The organism is Xanthomonas sp. 10-10 (assembly GCF_040182365.1).
Taxonomy (GTDB): domain Bacteria; phylum Pseudomonadota; class Gammaproteobacteria; order Xanthomonadales; family Xanthomonadaceae; genus Xanthomonas; species Xanthomonas arboricola_F.
In genome coordinates this window covers 3,770,727-3,784,393 of sequence record NZ_CP144460.1, presented here as the reverse complement: position 1 = coordinate 3,784,393, position 13,667 = coordinate 3,770,727, and the positions used below count along the sequence as shown (strand labels likewise).

At 68.3% G+C, this 13,667-nt stretch carries 13 protein-coding genes and 1 riboswitch; all 13 genes read left to right on the top strand.

Annotated elements, in window-relative coordinates; genetic code table 11:
* The first annotated feature begins 151 nt into the window (after nucleotides 1–151).
* A complete protein-coding gene (locus VZ068_RS15875) occupies nucleotides 152–1,438 on the top strand; it encodes an aminotransferase class I/II-fold pyridoxal phosphate-dependent enzyme (protein WP_349655833.1) in 1,287 nt (428 codons plus the stop codon).
* Nucleotides 1,439–1,900: 462 nt separating this feature from the next.
* Nucleotides 1,901–2,127, top strand: a riboswitch (cobalamin riboswitch).
* A 116-nt stretch (nucleotides 2,128–2,243) separates the two neighbouring features.
* Nucleotides 2,244–4,121 (top strand): TonB-dependent vitamin B12 receptor, encoded by a 1,878-nt coding sequence (btuB, locus tag VZ068_RS15870; RefSeq protein WP_349655832.1) that lies wholly within the window; start codon nucleotides 2,244–2,246, stop codon nucleotides 4,119–4,121.
* 239 nt (nucleotides 4,122–4,360) lie between these two features.
* Entirely contained in the window at nucleotides 4,361–4,954 is a 594-nt protein-coding gene (locus VZ068_RS15865) for a hypothetical protein (RefSeq protein WP_349655831.1), read from the top strand.
* Between the two features lie 86 nt (nucleotides 4,955–5,040).
* Nucleotides 5,041–5,562 (top strand): hypothetical protein, encoded by a 522-nt coding sequence (locus tag VZ068_RS15860; RefSeq protein WP_259152560.1) that lies wholly within the window; start codon nucleotides 5,041–5,043, stop codon nucleotides 5,560–5,562.
* The gene (gene cobO / locus VZ068_RS15855; protein WP_349655830.1) at nucleotides 5,559–6,170 is read left to right on the top strand and encodes a cob(I)yrinic acid a,c-diamide adenosyltransferase; all 612 of its coding nucleotides are present in this window, start codon (nucleotides 5,559–5,561) and stop codon (nucleotides 6,168–6,170) included. The genes VZ068_RS15860 and cobO overlap by 4 nt, the downstream gene beginning before the upstream one ends.
* A 72-nt stretch (nucleotides 6,171–6,242) precedes the next feature.
* Nucleotides 6,243–7,157 (top strand): adenosylcobinamide-phosphate synthase CbiB, encoded by a 915-nt coding sequence (gene cbiB, locus VZ068_RS15850; protein ID WP_259152316.1) that lies wholly within the window; start codon nucleotides 6,243–6,245, stop codon nucleotides 7,155–7,157.
* 84 nt (nucleotides 7,158–7,241) lie between these two features.
* The gene (gene cobD, locus VZ068_RS15845; RefSeq protein WP_349655829.1) at nucleotides 7,242–8,225 is read left to right on the top strand and encodes a threonine-phosphate decarboxylase CobD; all 984 of its coding nucleotides are present in this window, start codon (nucleotides 7,242–7,244) and stop codon (nucleotides 8,223–8,225) included.
* Nucleotides 8,222–9,697: a cobyric acid synthase gene (locus tag VZ068_RS15840; RefSeq protein ID WP_349655828.1), complete on the top strand. Its 1,476-nt coding sequence runs from the start codon at nucleotides 8,222–8,224 to the stop codon at nucleotides 9,695–9,697. Before cobD ends, VZ068_RS15840 begins: the two co-directional genes overlap by 4 nt.
* Nucleotides 9,685–10,206 (top strand): bifunctional adenosylcobinamide kinase/adenosylcobinamide-phosphate guanylyltransferase, encoded by a 522-nt coding sequence (gene cobU, locus VZ068_RS15835; protein ID WP_259162214.1) that lies wholly within the window; start codon nucleotides 9,685–9,687, stop codon nucleotides 10,204–10,206. The genes VZ068_RS15840 and cobU overlap by 13 nt, the downstream gene beginning before the upstream one ends.
* Nucleotides 10,203–11,249: a nicotinate-nucleotide--dimethylbenzimidazole phosphoribosyltransferase gene (cobT, locus tag VZ068_RS15830; protein ID WP_259152311.1), complete on the top strand. Its 1,047-nt coding sequence runs from the start codon at nucleotides 10,203–10,205 to the stop codon at nucleotides 11,247–11,249. Before cobU ends, cobT begins: the two co-directional genes overlap by 4 nt.
* Nucleotides 11,246–11,848 (top strand): histidine phosphatase family protein, encoded by a 603-nt coding sequence (locus VZ068_RS15825; protein ID WP_349655827.1) that lies wholly within the window; start codon nucleotides 11,246–11,248, stop codon nucleotides 11,846–11,848. The genes cobT and VZ068_RS15825 overlap by 4 nt, the downstream gene beginning before the upstream one ends.
* Nucleotides 11,845–12,579: an adenosylcobinamide-GDP ribazoletransferase gene (locus VZ068_RS15820; RefSeq protein WP_259162205.1), complete on the top strand. Its 735-nt coding sequence runs from the start codon at nucleotides 11,845–11,847 to the stop codon at nucleotides 12,577–12,579. Before VZ068_RS15825 ends, VZ068_RS15820 begins: the two co-directional genes overlap by 4 nt.
* Before the next feature lie 98 nt (nucleotides 12,580–12,677).
* The gene (locus VZ068_RS15815) at nucleotides 12,678–13,580 is read left to right on the top strand and encodes an AraC family transcriptional regulator (protein WP_349655826.1); all 903 of its coding nucleotides are present in this window, start codon (nucleotides 12,678–12,680) and stop codon (nucleotides 13,578–13,580) included.
* Nucleotides 13,581–13,667 lie beyond the last annotated feature (87 nt).

The window sequence follows — 13,667 nt, the reverse complement described above, 5'->3', positions numbered from 1 at the left end:
CGCAGGCAGTGCCCGTTTGCGTAAATGGATGGCGCATGCGGGGCATTCGTTGGCGCTCACAACGCGGCGGCATGAGGTCATTCCCGCTGGTTTGCAAACGCACCTGCAGTCCCGGCTATGGTCGGCACTCTTTCCCAGAGCGAGCCGCGCCATGACCGATCCGCAGTGGAAGCCCGAAACCATCGCCGTGCATGGGGGCTACCGTCCCGATCCGACCACGCGCGCGGTGGCGGTGCCGATCTACCAGACCGTTGCCTATGCCTTCGACGATACCCAGCATGGCGCGGACCTGTTCGACCTCAAGGTGCAGGGCAATATCTACAGCCGCATCATGAACCCGACCAACGACGTGCTGGAGCAGCGCGTGGCTGCGCTGGAAGGCGGCATCGGCGCGTTGGCGCTGGCGTCGGGGCAGGCGGCGGTGACCTATGCGATCCAGACCATCGCCGAGGCTGGCGACAACATCGTCTCCTCCAGTGCGTTGTATGGCGGCACCTACAATCTGTTCGCGCATACCTTGCCGCAGTTCGGCATCAGCGCGCGCTTTGCCGATTATCGCGATCCGCAGGCGTTTGCCGGCCTGATCGATGAGCGCACCAAGGCGGTGTTCGTCGAGTCGATCGGCAATCCGCGCGGCAATATCACCGACATCGAGGCGGTGGCGGCAGTGGCGCATGCGCACGGCGTGCCGTTGATCGTGGACAACACCGTGGCCACGCCATCGCTGTTGCGCCCGATTGAATTCGGTGCGGACATCGTGGTGCATTCATTGACCAAATATCTTGGAGGCCACGGCAACAGCATCGGCGGGGCGATCGTGGATAGCGGCCGCTTTCCGTGGGCAGCGCACAAACAACGGTTTACGCGCCTCAACGAACCGGACGTGAGCTATCACGGCGTGGTGTATACCGATGCGCTGGGCGAAGCTGCCTACATCGGCCGTGCACGCGTGGTGCCGCTGCGCAATACCGGCGCGGCGTTGTCGCCGTTCAATGCGTTTCTGATACTGCAAGGGATTGAAACCTTGCCGCTGCGAATGGAGCGCATCAACGCCAACACGTTGGCGATTGCTCGCTACCTGCAGCAGCATGCGCGCGTTGCCTGGGTCAATTACGCGGCGCTGCCCGATCACCCCGAGCACGCGCTGGCGCAGAAGTACCTGGGCGGGCACGGCTCGGGCGTACTGACCTTCGGCCTGCCCGGCGGGCGCGCGGCCGGTGCGCGGTTTCTGGATGCATTGCAGCTGTTCACCCGGCTGGTGAATATCGGCGATGCCAAGTCACTGGCGACGCACCCGGCGTCCACTACCCATCGCCAGCTCGGCCCGGCCGAACTGGAGCATGCCGGGGTGAGCGAAGACACCGTGCGGCTGTCGATCGGGATCGAGCATATCGATGATCTGCTGGCCGATCTGGAGCAGGCGCTGCAGGGAGCGTGAGATGCACATAAGGCTTCGCTCGCATCCTCATCCGGCGCTGCGCGCCAGCTTCTCCCCATGACGGGGAACAATGTCCCGATAGGAGAAGGAACAGGCTTTCGATATGAGAAGGGAACAAGCCCCTCTCCCCGCGGGGCGATGAGGCACGGCTTGCGCGCCATTGGCGCGCAAGCCTCGGAGCGCCCGCGCCGCTGGCGCGGGCTGGGGCGCGGAGCGAGGGGTGAGGGTACGGGGACAAAGCCCACACGTATGTGCGCGATGAAGCTCGGCAGCGGATCAGCCCGACGTGCTACTTCCCTACGCTGCATGAGGCTGCGCTCCGTCCCCTCATCCGATCCTTCGGGGCAGCTTCTTGCTCATGAAACCGGGCAATGTCCGGGGAGAAGACATCAGCATTCACCATTCCGGCGCGTGGCGACGCGCTTGGCTTGGCCGGTGGTCGCAGACCGTGGAGGCGCCTGCTACCATGCGCGCCCCTGAGGTGACTGCCGGCTGGCCGGTGGTTTAAACGGGAATCCGGTGCGCGCATCGCCTTGGGCGATGCGCAAGTCCGGAGCTGCCCCCGCAACGGTGGGCGAGACAAGGGTCCGCAGGTAAAGCCACTGTGCTGTGCATGGGAAGGCGTGGATCCGGGAAGCGACCGCTTCCGCTCGCAAGCCCGGAGACCGGCCTGAGGGATTGATCCGGCACGCGGTGGGCGTGGCCCTGTGCATCTGGTGCTTGCGCGCCGGATGCCTGGCCCGTTGCCGCCTGCCGACCCCCATTGCCCCCGCGCGGGTAGGCGCGGTTCCAGGAGCAGCAGTCGATGTCCGTTTCTTCCGTTTTGCCATGTCGCGCCGTGTTGGCCGCGGGATTGTCGCTGTGCCTGGCCAACCTGGCCCAGGCCGAGGCCGCCATCGATCTGGACGAAGTGGTGGTGACCGCCTCGCGCACCGCGCAGACTCAGGACCAGACACTGGCGCCGGTCACCGTGATCGACCGCGCGCAGATCGAGCGCCGCCAGGTCAATTCGTTGCAGGACCTGCTGCGTGGCGAGGCCGGTGTGTCGCTGGCCAATAACGGAGGTCCCGGCAAGCAGACCTCGCTGTTCCTGCGCGGCACCGAATCGGATCATCTGGTGATATTGATCGACGGCGTGCGCATCGGATCGGCTACTGCCGGCGGCGCGGCACTGCAGGATCTGCCGATCGAGCAGATCGAGCGCATCGAGATCGTGCGCGGGCCGTTTTCCAGCCTGTACGGCTCCGAGGCGCTGGGCGGGGTGATCCAGATCTTTACCCGTCGCCCGCAAGGCAGCTTCGTGCCCACGCTGAGCGTGGCGGCCGGCAGCGACAATGCCCGCCGTTATGGCGCCGGTGTCGCCGGGCGCAGCCAGGGCGATCTGAGCGAGGCCGGCGGCTGGTACGCAGTGAACGCGGTGCACGACGAAACCGATGGCATCAATGCGTATCTGGATACCAGTTCCAGCGCCTACGACCCGGACCGCGACGGCTATCGCAACGATTCGTTGAGCATGCAGGGCGGATGGCGCTTCAATCGCCAATGGGATGCCGATGTGCACGCCTTGCGTGCGCAGAGCCGCAACGAATACGACGGCTCGGCCTTCGGCGGCAACCTGGGCAAGGGCGTGCAGCAGGCCGTGGGCGGCCGCGTGCGCTATGCGCCGAGCGACGCGCTCAAATTCACTGCCAGCCTGGGTAGCAGTGCCGATCTGAGCGATAGCTATTACGATGGCGCGTACCTGTCCACCTACGATACGCGCCGCAAGCAGGGCTCGCTGCAGGCCGACGTCAACACCGGGCGGGGCCTGCTCACGGTCGGCTTCGACTGGCAGCGCGACGCCATCGCCAGCAGCGACACCTACGACGCCGACAGCCGCATCGACCGCGCCGCCTTCGCGCAGTGGCAGCAGGGCTTCGGCAGCCAGTCGTTGCAGGCCAGCCTGCGCCGCAACGACAACAGCCAGTTCGGCGGCAAGACCACCGGCAGCCTGCTGTGGGGCTGGGATGTTGCCGAGCATCTGCGGCTGACCGCCAGCTACGGTACCGCGTTCAAGGCGCCCACCTTCAACGAGCTGTACTACCCGGATTACGGCAACCCGCTGCTGGGGCCGGAGACCTCCAAGAGTGCCGAGCTGGGCCTGCGCGGCACCTACGCCTGGGGGACCTGGACGCTCAGCGCCTTCCAGACCCGCATCGACGATCTGATCGCCTACGACGCTGCGCTGGTGGATGCGGCGCACCCCTTCGGCCAGCCGAACAACATCGACAAGGCGCGCATCCGCGGCGTGGAAGCCGGCTACGACACCGACCTGGTCGGCTGGACCCTGCGCAGCGCGCTGACCTGGCTGCAGCCGCAGGCCGATGGAGAGGTCAACCATGGCAACTGGTTGCCGCGCCGGGCGCGGCAGAGCGGGCGCATCGATGCCGACCGCAGTTTCGGCGCCTTCGGTGTCGGGGCCAGCCTGTTCGGTTCCGGCAAGCGTTACGACGATCTTGCCAACACCGAGCGGCTGGCCGGCTATGGCCTGCTGGATCTGCGCGTGAGCTATGCGATCACCGCAGACTGGAAGGTGCAGTTCACCGCCAACAACGTCTTCGACCGCCAGTACGAGACCGCACGCTGGTACGCGCAGCCGGGGCGCAATTATCTGCTGACCTTCCGCTACCAGGCGGCGCAGTAACGCGGAGGTAGCCGATGAACTGTGCGATGGTGGGATGCACGCCGCCGGTGGCAACATCGCGCAGTTCCCCGTACCGGCGGCAATGGGTTGTCCTGTAGCACCAATGAGCAGACCGCTGCAGCGGTGCTGCCAGCGGCCCGGCAACATCGGCAGTCATGCGCTACTCGTACACTGCAGCATCGACCCGGTTAACTGTCTCCATTGCTAGCGCGTCTGCGTCTGTCTTCAAGGGAACACCGATGACCCCACTCTCCCGTCCGGCCCAACGCACGGTCTTCATCGCCTTGATGCTGGTGATGACCGCTACCCGCTTCCATCACGTCAGCGACTGGCTGCATCTGCCGGATGCATCGATGGCGGTGTTCTTTCTGGGCGGTCTGGCAGTGCGACGGCACGCGTTCTTCGTTGCCCTGCTGGGGGTGCCGGTGGCCATCGATTGGGCCGCGGTCACGCTGGCCGGCGTCAGCGACTTCTGCATCACCGCCGCCTATGCGGCGCTGCCGCTGGCCTACGGGGTGCTGTGGTACGCCGGCCGTGCGTATCACGCGCGCCTGCGCCCGGACGCCAGGTCGCTGTGCCTTGCGTGGGGGCTGGGCAGCCTGGCCGCGGTGGTGTCGTTCCTGATCTCCAATGGCGCGTTCTACTGGTGGGGCGGGCGCTATGCCGAGCCGCATTGGGCGCAGTATCTGCAGCGCGTAGCGCAGTGGGGTCCATTGTTCGTGCGCACCACCGCGCTGTATCTGGCGGTTGCGCTTGCCGCTGCGTGGTGCGTGGTGCGCTGGCGTACCGCGCGCGCTGCGGCCCCGCTGTCGGCCCCGCTGGAGCTGTCGTGACGGTTGCGCGGCGAACCGGCACGCCGGCGCGTGCGCCACTGCAAGGCGCTGCAGCATGGGCCTGCGGTAGCGCGTTGGTGTTGCTGATGGTGTGCACCCGCGGCGAGCATTTCGCCAGCGTGGATGCATTGCCCAGCGCATCCTGGGCGGTGTTCTTTCTGGCCGGGGCCTTGCTGCGCCCGCGATGGATGCTGCCGCTGCTGTTCGGGGTGGCATCTGCGCTGGATCTGATTGGGCTGGTCTCTGGCAGCATCAGCGATTGGTGCCTGTCGCCGGCCTACTGGGCGCTGGCGTTGGCGTATGCGGTCCTGTGGCTGGGTGGGCGCGTGTACGCCCTGCAGTTGCATGCCGACGCCTGGCGCGATGCAGCCCGCCTGCTGTGCGCCGTGCTGCTCAGCGGCAGCCTGGCGTATCTGCTCTCCAAGGGCGGCTTCTACTTCCTCTCCGGCCGTTATCCGCTGGCCACGCTGAGCGGTTTTGTCGCTCGCGTGCCGGACTATTATCCGCATGCACTCGGCACGCTGTCAGGCTATGTCGGCATCGCCTTCGTGCTGCTGGCAGCACTGCGTGGCATCGCCGCGCGTCCACCGATCGGAGCACGTGCATGAGCCCCCCCGAAGACGACGACGCGCATTACCGGCAACGCGCGCAGCGCAAGAAGGAACTGGTGGACCGGCGCATCGCGCGGGCGGTCATCGATCGCGGCGTGCTGCTGGTCAATACCGGCAACGGCAAGGGCAAGAGCTCGTCCGGCTTCGGCATGCTGGCGCGCTCGCTCGGACATGGCCTGTACTGCGGCGTGGTGCAATTCATCAAGGGCACCTTTTCCACCGGCGAAGAAGCCTTCTTCCGCCGCTTTCCGGATCTGCTCGACTATCACGTGATGGGCGAAGGCTTTACCTGGGAAACCCAGGACCGCGCACGCGATATCGCCGCTGCACAGGCGGCGTGGCAACTGGCGCGCGGCATGCTGGCCGATCCGCGCTACGACTTCGTGCTGCTGGACGAACTCAATATTGCCCTGGTCAAGGATTACATCGCGCTGGATGAGGTGCTTGCGGCAGTGGCCGCGCGTCCGCCGGGGCAGCATGTGGTGATCACCGGGCGCGGTGCGCCGGCCGGGTTGATCGACGTCGCCGACACCGTCACCGAGATGCGCCTGATCAAGCATGCCTTCGACGCCGGCATCAAGGCGCAGCTCGGTATCGAGTTGTAGGCATGGCCACGCACCTGCCAGGGCTTGCAATTGCATCGGCGTGTTGCCTGCAATGATCCAGGGCTGCGTGCCATGACGCTGGTGATTGCCGTTGCCGCCGTGCTGCTGGACCTGCTGCTGGGCGAGCCGCGACGCGCGCACCCGTTGGTGCTGTTCGGCCAGTGGGCGCAGCGCGTGGAAGCGCGCCTGTACCGCGATCATCGCGGCGCAGGAATGTACGCATGGTGCGCGACGGTGGTGCCATGGACGCTCCTGGCCGCAGCGCTGCAAACACTGCTGTGGTGGTGGTCGGTATGGGCGGCAACCGCCTTTGCCGCCGTGCTGTTGTATCTGGCACTGGGATTGCGCAGCCTGGGCGAGCATGCGCAGCCGGTGATCGACGCGTTGCAGGCCGACGACCTGGCCGCGGCGCGTCTGGCCGTGGGTCGCATCGTCAGCCGCGACACCGCTGCGCTCGATGCCACCCAGGTCGCCGCCGCGGCCACCGAGTCGGTACTGGAAAACGGCAGCGATGCGGTGTTCGCCGCGCTGTTCTGGGGCGTGCTGCTTGGCGCGCCGGGTGCGGTGCTGTATCGACTGTCCAATACGCTGGATGCGATGTGGGGCTATCGCACGCCGCGCTACGCCAACTTCGGCTGGGCTGCTGCGCGCATCGACGATGTGCTCAATTGGCTGCCCGCGCGCTGCACCGCCGCGACCTATGCGCTGCTCGGCCACAGCCGTGCCGGCATGCGCTGCGCCTGGCGGCAGGGACGCGGCTGGAAGAGCCCCAACGCCGGTCCGGTGATGGCGGCCGGTGCCGGCGCGCTGCAGGTGCAGCTGGGTGGGCCGGCGCCGTACCACGGCCACTGGCAGATACGGCCGCCGCTGGGCGAGGGCTTGCCGGCCAGCGCTGGCAGCGTGCGTCGCGCGCTGGTGCTGGTACGTGCCGGGGTGCTGCTGTGGGTATTGCTCGGCGCACTGGCATTGGCGCTGCCGACCCCATGACGGGCCGCACCCCCTTCGCGCGCAGGCGCTGCGCCGACCATCGGCAACCTGCGTGCAGTCACGCAGCATCATCTGGAGCCGCTCATGCTTGAACACGGAGGCCGCTTGCGCCGCGCCGCGCAGGCCTACGGCATTGCGCTGCCGCACTGGCTGGATCTGTCCACCGGGGTGAGCCCGTTCGCCTGGCCGGTGCCTGCCATCCCCGGGCAGGTGTGGCAGCGCTTGCCGGAAGACGACGATGGTCTGGCCGACAGCGCTGCGGCCTATTACGGCGCGCCGCACGTCTTGCCGGTCGCCGGTTCGCAGGCGGCGATCCAGGCCTTGCCGCTGTTGCGCAGCCGCAGCCGTGTGGGCGTGCTGGCGCCGGGCTATGCCGAACACGCGCACGCGTGGCGACGTGCCGGCCATACCGTCCTGCCGCTGCCGGCCGGTCCGTTGTTGCAGGCGGCGGACACCTTCGACGTGGTGGTGCTGATCCATCCCAATAACCCGGCTGCAGACAGGTTCGATCGCGAAGTCCTGTTGCAGCTGCATGCGCGTCTTGCGGCACGCGGCGGTTGGTTGGTGATCGACGAAGCCTTCATGGATGCCACGCCCTCCGATAGCGTGTGCGCGCAGACGCCACAGCCGGGCGTGATCGTGCTGCGTTCGGTCGGCAAGTTCTTCGGTATGGCCGGTGCGCGGGCCGGGTTCGTCTGCGCGCAGCCGCAGCTGCTGGACGCGCTGCGCGAGCAGTTGGGGCCATGGGCCGTGAGCGGCCCCACCCGCTGGGCGCTGCAGCAGGCATTGGCAGATACCCAGTGGCACGCGCAGGCGCGCGAACGCCTGCACGCGGCATCGCAACGGCTTGCGCAGCTGTTGCGCCGCCATGCGATTGCGCCCACCGCAGGCACTGCGTTTTTCCAGTGGTGTCGGCGCGACGATGCGGCGGCGTTGCATGCAGCGCTGGCGCAACGCGGCATCCTGACCCGCCTGTTCGATACCCCGGCCAGTCTGCGCTTCGGTCTGCCGCCCGATGCGACCGCCGAAGCGCGCCTGGATGTCGCGTTGGGCGAGGTGGTGGCATGAGCGCACGCGTGTTGATGGTGCAGGGCTGTACCTCCGACGCCGGCAAGAGCACGCTGGTGGCCGCGCTGTGCCGCTGGCTGCATCGCCAGGGCGTGGCAGTGGCGCCGTTCAAGCCGCAGAACATGGCGCTGAACTCGGCCGTCACCGTGGACGGTGGCGAGATCGGCCGCGCGCAGGCGGTGCAGGCGCAGGCCTGCGGGCTGGAGCCGCAGGTCGATTTCAACCCGGTGTTGCTCAAGCCCGCCAGCGACACCGGGGCGCAGGTGATCGTGCATGGTCACCCGGTCGCCACGCTGGATGCGGTGGGCTATCACGCCTACAAGGCCACTGCGCGCACTGCGGTGCTGGCCTCGCACGCACGGCTGGTCGAGCGTTTCGATGTCGTGCTGGTGGAAGGCGCCGGCAGCCCGGCGGAGATCAACCTGCGCGCCAACGATATCGCCAACATGGGCTATGCCGAGGCGGTGGATTGCGCGGTGATCCTGATCGCCGACATCGACCGCGGCGGCGTGTTTGCGCATCTGGTCGGCACCTTGGCCTTGCTGTCGGAGAGCGAACGCGCACGTATCGCCGGGTTTGTGATCAACCGGTTTCGTGGCGATCTGGCGCTGTTGCAACCGGGCCTGGACTGGCTGGAACGCGAGACCGGCAAGCCGGTGCTCGGCGTGTTGCCGTATCTGCACGGCCTGCAGCTGGAGGCCGAAGACGCGCTGCCGCGGCAGGCGCTGCACAAGCCGCAGGCACAGCTGCGCGTGGTGGTGCCGGTGCTGCCGCGGATCAGCAATCACACCGATGTCGATGCCTTGCGGGCGCATCCGCAGGTCGATGTGCACCTGGTCGGCCCGGGCCAGACACCGCCGGCCTGCGAGCTGATCGTGCTGCCGGGCAGCAAGGCGACGCGCCAGGATCTGCAGTGGCTGCGCACGCACGGCTGGGACACCGCCATCGCACGTCATCTGCGTTACGGCGGCAAGCTGCTCGGGATCTGCGGCGGCCTGCAGATGCTGGGCGAGCAGATCCACGACCCCGACGGCATCGAAGGCCCTGCCGGCAGCAGTACCGGGTTGGGCTGGCTGGCGCTGGAAACGCAGCTGCATCCGCACAAGCAGTTGCATCGCGTGCACGGGCGCCTGGCGCTGGGCGATGCGGTGGCCGTCGGCTATGAAATCCACTGCGGCATCAGCACCGGCGATGCCCTGGCGCGGCCGCTGCTGCAGCTGGACGATGGCCGCAGCGATGGCGCCATATCCGACGACGGCCAGGTGCTGGGCACCTATCTGCACGGCATCTTCGATCACCCGCAGGCACTGGCCGCGCTGCTTGCATGGGCCGGCCTGGCGCAGGCAACGCCGCTGGATCTGGCGGCGTTGCGCGAGGCCACATTCGACCGTCTTGCCGATGCGGTGCACACGCATCTGGATACCGCTGCGCTGCTGCGGCTCACCAGCAAGGAGCCGGCATGCGGCAGTTGATCCTGGGGGGGGCGCGCTCGGGCAAGAGCGCACTGGCCGAACGCCTGGCCGCCGACGCGGCCGGGCAGGTGCACTATGTGGCCACCGCGCAGGCATTCGATGACGAGATGCGCCAGCGCATCGCGCATCACCGCAGCCAGCGCCCGCCGCACTGGCACTGCGTGGAAGAACCCGTCGCGCTGGCCGCCACGCTGCAGGCGCAGGCCGCGCCCGATCGCTGCGTGTTGGTCGATTGCCTGACGCTGTGGCTGAGCAACCTGCTCGGCCACCCGGATGCGGGTGCATTTGCGCGCGAACGCGACGCACTGCTCGCAACGCTGCCGCAGTTGCCCGGGCAGGTCGTGCTGGTCAGCAACGAGGTGGGGCAGGGCATCGTGCCGTTGGGCGAACTCACGCGTCGGTTTGTGGACGAGGCCGGCCGGCTGCATCAGGCATTGGCGCTACAGTGCGAGCGTGTGGTGTTTGTCGTGGCAGGTTTGCCGATGGTGCTGAAGGGAGAACGGCTGTGAGTAGCGACTGGATCTTTGCCGCATGCGCGGTGCCGGATGCGCGCGTGCGCGCGGCTGCGCTGGCACGGCAGGAACAACTGACCAAACCCCCCGGCGCGTTGGGCCGGCTGGAGCAGCTGGCCGTGCAGTTGGCGGCCTGGCAACGCAATGAGCAGCCGACAGTGCAGCGCGTCTGGATTGCGGTGTATGCCGCCGATCATGGCGTCGCCGCCGAAGGCGTGTCGGCGTTTCCGCAGGCGGTCACCGGTGAGATGGTGCGCAACTTCGCACGCGGCGGTGCGGCCATCGCAGTGCTGGCGCGCGAACTGGGCGCGCGGCTGGAAGTGGTGAACCTGGGCGTGGTCAACGACCCCGGCGATCTGCCGCGCGTGCGTCGCGCCTGGATCGCCCCGTCCAGCGCCAACATCTGCGAACAGCCGGCGATGACGCCCGGCCAGTTGCGCGACGCACTGGCCGCCGGCGCGCAGAGCATCGCGCAGGCCAGGAGTTGCGACACGCAGCTGTTCGTCGGCGGCGAGATGGGCATCGGCAACACCACCGCCGCCGCCGCACTGGGCTGCGCGCTGTTGTCGCAGTTTCCGCAGGCGATGGCCGGCGCCGGCACCGGGCTGGACGCCGAGGGCATCGCGCACAAGGCGACGGTGATCAGCCGCGCGCTGGCCTTGCATGCCGATGCCGCCACCCCGCTGGAACGGCTGCGCCGGCTCGGCGGGTTCGAGATCGCCGCCCTGGTCGGGGCGTATATCGCCGCCGCGCAGGCCGGCATTCCGGTGCTGGTGGATGGCTTCATCACCACCGCTGCAGCGCTGGTGGCCACCCGCCTGAATCCCGGCGTGCGCGAATGGCTGTTGTTCGGGCACCGCTCGCAGGAGCGCGGCCACGCCGCGTTGTTGCGCGCCCTGGATGCCGAGCCGCTGCTGCAACTGGACCTGCGCCTGGGCGAAGCCAGCGGCGCGGCGGTGGCGATTCCCTTGTTGCGCAGCGCCTGCGCGTTGCACAACGGCATGGCCACCTTTGCCGAAGCCGGGGTGTCGGACGCATGAGCGCGCAGATCAGCTTGTTGCGGCATGGCGACACCGGCCAGCGCAGCTACCGCGGCCAGCTCGACGACCCGCTCACCGCGTTGGGTTGGCAGCAATTGCGCGCAGCCACCGCCGCAGGCGAATGGGACGTGGTGGTGTCGTCCAGCTTGCAGCGCTGCGCGGCCTTCGCCACCGAACTGGCCGGCGCGCGTGGGTTGCCGCTGCAGCTGGACGCACGGCTGCGCGAATATCACTTTGGCCGCTGGCAGGGCGTGCCGGTGGCCGAGATCGATCGCGATGAAGGCGAGGCGCTCGGTCGCTTCTGGGCCGACCCGCTGCGCTACCCGCCGCCGCAGGCCGAGCCGTTTGCCGATTTCTGCGCGCGCCTGTCGGCCGCGCTCGACGCTATCGTTGGCGCCCATCCGGACCGACGTGTCCTGGTGGTCACCCACGGCGGTGCGATCCGCGCGCTGCGCTGCATGGTGGCAGGCAAGGGATTTGCCCGCATGACCGAACTGGCGGTGCCGCATGCCTCGCTGCATCCGCTGGCCTGGCCGCCGGCCAACGGCGTCGCCGCGGCGCTGCCGTCGGAGCCGCAGTCGGCACGCGACGCCGGATGATCGATGGGCTGCTCGCGGCGATCGGCTTCCTGACCCGCATTCCGGTGCCCGGCGCGGTGTTCGCCCGGCCGGGCGCGCAGGCGCGTTCGCTGCCGTGGTATCCGGCGGTCGGCCTGCTGCTCGGTGCGCTACTGTGTGGCCTGGCATGGTGCCTGCGCGATGTGGCGCCACTGCTTGGCGCGGCAGTGCTGCTGAGCGCATGGACCTGGCTGACCGGCGCCCTGCACCTGGATGGGCTGGCCGACACGACCGACGCCTGGGTCGGCGGCATGGGCGACCGCGCACGCACGCTGGCGATCATGCAAGACCCCAGCAGCGGCCCGATGGCGGTGACTGCGCTGGTGCTGGTGTTGCTGCTCAAATGCGCTGCATTGGCCACGCTGCTGCCGCATGCAGCGGGTGCGTTGTGGCTGGCGCCCTTGCTGGCACGCGCCGCGGTGGTGGCGGCCTTTTTGACCACGCCATATGTGCGCCCCGCCGGCATCGGCAGCGCGCTGGTCGCCGCACCGCGTGGGGGCCTGTGGCTGGCGTTGTTACTGGCGGTCGTGGTCTGCATGGCTGCCGGCACCACGATCGCGGCTGCCTGCCTCGGCAGTGCCGCAGTGGTGTTTGTTCTATGGCGCCGCGCCTGCATGCAGCGCCTGGACGGAATGACGGGCGATACCTGCGGCGCACTGGTGGAACTGACCGAAGCTGCGCTGCTGGTGACGTTGGCGGTGTGGCCGGGCTGAGTCGCACGCCTTGCAGTGGATGCACCATTGCGCAAGATCGGGACCGCGCCGGCAGCCGATGCAGGCGATGCTGATGCCGTCACCAGGGAGCCAAGACCATGCATGCAGCAGACCCAGCAGTCACCAGTTGGCAACGGGGCGTGGAGCGCGTCATTGCGCATCTGCAGGCCAGCATTCGCAACGGCGCCGCCTTGCCGGATCTGGCCGAGTTGGCCGCCATCGCGCATCAATCGCCGTATCACTTTCATCGGGTCTACCGCGCCCTGACCGGTGAGACCGTGGGCCAGACCGTTGCACGCTTGCGGTTGAGTCAGGCCCTGCATTTGTTGGGCAGCGCAGATGCGTCGGTGACTGCGGTTGCACTCGCGGTCGGTTACCAGACGCCACAGGCGCTGGCGCGTGCCTGCCGCAGCGCGCTGCAGGCCAGTCCCACCGTCTTGCGCTCGACACCGGCATTGCGGGCCAGCAAGTTGCAGCAGTTATCTGCGCCGGCAGCCGGGGCACAGCGTCCGTCAGCGCCGCTGCAGGTCAGCGTGCAGACGCTGGAGCCGTTCGAACTGGTGGTGCTGCACAAGCGCGGCGCGTTCGACGATCTGGATCGCGGCTTCGGCCGGATCGTAGCCTGGGCGGCGCACACCGGCATCGTCGACAGCCTGCAGTGCCTGGTGGGATTGCCGCTGAGCGATCACCGTGACGTTCCGGCGCACGCGCATCTGTTCGAATGCGGCGTGGGCTTCGACGCGGCGGTCACGCCCGCAGCGCCCTTGCAGCTGCGTCGTCTGGATGGCGGGCCGCACGCCGTCCTGCGCCATGTCGGTTCGTATGCCGGGCTGGAAGATGCGCTGGACCAGCTGCTGGCCGCCTGGCTGCCCGACAGCGGTTATGTGCTGCGCGATGCACCGCTGCATTACCTGTATCTGGACGACCCGGAAGAAACGCCCGAAGCGATCCTGCGCGCAGATATCCGGGTGCCGGTAGTGGCGAACGAAACGCGTGGTTGAGGGTACGCATGCCGCGCCGCGCGCGGCTGATCTGCGAGCGTGCGGAGCGGTTGTGCAAGCTGTTGCCTGCGCGTGGAACAGCTGCAA

Bases quoted from the DNA above. Each gene is read 5' to 3' on its own strand.
- VZ068_RS15875 (WP_349655833.1), top strand. From the start codon at position 152: ATGACCGATCCGCAGTGGAAGCCCGAAACCATCGCCGTGCATGGGGGC.
- btuB (WP_349655832.1), top strand. From the start codon at position 2,244: ATGTCCGTTTCTTCCGTTTTGCCATGTCGCGCCGTGTTGGCCGCGGGA.
- VZ068_RS15865 (WP_349655831.1), top strand. From the start codon at position 4,361: ATGACCCCACTCTCCCGTCCGGCCCAACGCACGGTCTTCATCGCCTTG.
- VZ068_RS15860 (WP_259152560.1), top strand. From the start codon at position 5,041: ATGGTGTGCACCCGCGGCGAGCATTTCGCCAGCGTGGATGCATTGCCC.
- cobO (WP_349655830.1), top strand. From the start codon at position 5,559: ATGAGCCCCCCCGAAGACGACGACGCGCATTACCGGCAACGCGCGCAG.
- cbiB (WP_259152316.1), top strand. From the start codon at position 6,243: ATGACGCTGGTGATTGCCGTTGCCGCCGTGCTGCTGGACCTGCTGCTG.
- cobD (WP_349655829.1), top strand. From the start codon at position 7,242: ATGCTTGAACACGGAGGCCGCTTGCGCCGCGCCGCGCAGGCCTACGGC.
- VZ068_RS15840 (WP_349655828.1), top strand. From the start codon at position 8,222: ATGAGCGCACGCGTGTTGATGGTGCAGGGCTGTACCTCCGACGCCGGC.
- cobU (WP_259162214.1), top strand. From the start codon at position 9,685: ATGCGGCAGTTGATCCTGGGGGGGGCGCGCTCGGGCAAGAGCGCACTG.
- VZ068_RS15825 (WP_349655827.1), top strand. From the start codon at position 11,246: ATGAGCGCGCAGATCAGCTTGTTGCGGCATGGCGACACCGGCCAGCGC.
- VZ068_RS15820 (WP_259162205.1), top strand. From the start codon at position 11,845: ATGATCGATGGGCTGCTCGCGGCGATCGGCTTCCTGACCCGCATTCCG.
- VZ068_RS15815 (WP_349655826.1), top strand. From the start codon at position 12,678: ATGCATGCAGCAGACCCAGCAGTCACCAGTTGGCAACGGGGCGTGGAG.